This is a genomic window from Pedobacter sp. 10L46_2 (assembly GCF_056395165.1).
Genome location: NZ_JBFTIZ010000010.1, coordinates 1 through 2,588, shown reverse-complemented (window position 1 = coordinate 2,588; position 2,588 = coordinate 1). Strand labels below are relative to the sequence as shown.

The following is a 2,588-nucleotide window of genomic DNA, read 5'->3' as shown; positions in this document are numbered from 1 at the left end:
GACATTCCTTGTGAAGCTGCGACCGTGGATCTTGGATATGGGGTTGATGGTTTGGGCATACTAACAGGGGTATTTAACCCAGAAAAAGCAATCGATGATGATGCAGAAAGTGCCTCTTCATTTGTTATGCCAGTTGGTGCATTGGGCGCCTCAGTTTATCAAAAAGTTGGATTTACAAGCCTATCTAATGTTGGTGATACACTTCGCGTTCGCGTAAGTTCTCCTGGTAAATTATTGTCGCTATCAATTTTATCTTCTGTAGAATTAACAACACTGAAAGCAGGCGTTAGCAATAACGATATGATTGTTGTTAGCAATCCGATTGTTCACCTTGAACTGCTTAGCGGAGACAGAGGCGCAATACTTTCTTTCGTTCCTCAGAAACAATTTGACGGAGTAGAGTTAAGAATAAGATCGGGTGTTGCCTCGGTTCTGAATACACTTGATTTTAACTACGCTCAACGTGCTATTGTTGCTCCAACTGTTCAAAGCGCCACAGTTAGTGCATGCGCCGGTACTTCAGCTACCTTATCTGTACAAAACCCAATTGCGGGTATTGTGTATAGATGGTATAAAGGAACTGAGTATTTAACCGGCAAAGACGGTGCAAGTTTAACCACTGATCCAACACTTGCAGCAGGTACCTATGATTATTTCGTACTTGCATTACGTAATGGCTGTCAAAGTGCTAAAACGAAGGTAACAGTTACCATCCTTGCATCACCAAATGCACCAGTGGCTGCAACAGGAAACCCTGCAACTACTTGTCCTAATACTCCGGTAGCGTTAAAAGTGAATCCTGTAACAGGTGTTACCTTCAACTGGTACGACGCGTTAACAGGCGGTAACCTTTTAGCTTCAAATACCGACACTTATACTACTCCTGCAGGATTATCTGTAGGCAAACATGACTTCTATGTAGAGGCGGTAAATGGTAACTCATGTGTAAATACAACGCCACGTACTAAAATTACATTAGAAGTAAATCCAACAGCACTTCCAACTGACATAACTGTTGCCGGAGCCAATGTACCTTTCTGTGCAGGAACAGAAGCAACACTAACGGCTACAAGTACCACCGTAACGTCACCTATATTTACATGGTATAAAGATGCAGCGTTAACTGATGTGGCCTTTACAGGTGCAACATTTAAAACTCCTGTACTTACTGTAACCACAACTTATTATGTAACGGTAAGAGGTGCAAATAAATGTGAGAATACTGCTGCTGCCGCTAAAACAGTGACCTTAACAGTTAACCCACCTGCAACAGCAGCTGATCTTGCGGTAAGTGGAGCTGACGCACCATTCTGTGCAGGTACGATAGCTACATTAACAGCAACTACAACTACTGTTACCAATCCGGTATTTACATGGTACAGCGATGCTGCGTTAACTAATCAGCTTTTTGAAGGACCTGTTTATAAAACACCGGCTCTGACCGCATCAACAACGCTTTATGTAACAGTAAAAGGTTCTAATAAATGCGAAAACTTAAGTTCAGGTGCAGAAATTGTGACCATAACAGTGAACCCTCCTGCAACTGCGGCAGACATTGCCGTTAGCGGAGCAGGAACACCTTTCTGTGCTGGTGCAATAGCAAATCTTGTCGCCAGCAGTACAACAGTAACAAATCCTGTGTTTACCTGGTACAAAGATGCGGCCTTAACTGATGTTGCATTTACGGGAGCAACATTTAAAACACCAGCCCTTACTGCAACTACTACTTATTATGTTACCGTTAAAGGAGGCAACAAATGCGAAAATGCCGCAGCAACAGCTAAGGCAGTTACTTTAACTGTTAACCCGCCTGCACTTGCTGCTGATATAAGTGTAGCTGGGGCTGATGCGCCATTCTGTGCGGGCAATACCGCTAAATTAACGGCAAGCAGTACAACGGTTGCCAACCCAGTGTTCACCTGGTACAGTGATGCTGCGTTAACAAATGCGGTGTTTACCGGAGCAATTTTTAACACTCCGGCACTTACCGCAACCAAAACCTACTACGTTACAGTTAAAGGATCTAACAAATGTGAAAACACTGCAGCAACGGCTAAAGCAATCACATTAACAGTTAATCCTCCAGCTTTGGCAACAGATATTAATGTAAGTGGAGCCGATAAACCATTCTGTGCAGGTACAACTGCTAGGCTAACTGCAAGCAGTACAACAGTAACCAACCCAGTATTTACCTGGTATAGTGATGCCGCATTAACTGATGTGGTATTCACCGGAGCAATATTCAATACACCAGCGCTTACAGCTACTAAAACTTATTATGTAACTGTAAGAGGTTCTAATAAGTGTGAAAACGCAGCAGCTAATGCTAAAGTTGTAACCTTAACTGTTAACCCACCTGCAATAGCATCTGATATTACAGTGGCGGGTGCAGGGGCGCCGATTTGTTTCGGAACAACTGCTAAATTAACAGCAAGCAGTACAACAGTAACTGATCCGGTATTTACCTGGTATACTGATGCTGCGTTAACCAATGCAGTATTTACCGGAGCAGAATTTACTACTCCAGTGTTAACCGCAACAACAACTTATTATGTAACTGTAAGGGGATCTAACAAATGTGAAAACAC

1 protein-coding gene is annotated in these 2,588 nt (G+C 42.9%); it reads left to right on the top strand.

Annotated features, from left to right (window positions below):
* Nucleotides 1-2,588, top strand: a 2,588-nt coding sequence (locus AC1DDX_RS02500) for an Ig-like domain-containing protein (protein WP_477621753.1), incomplete at both ends; no start/stop codon positions are given.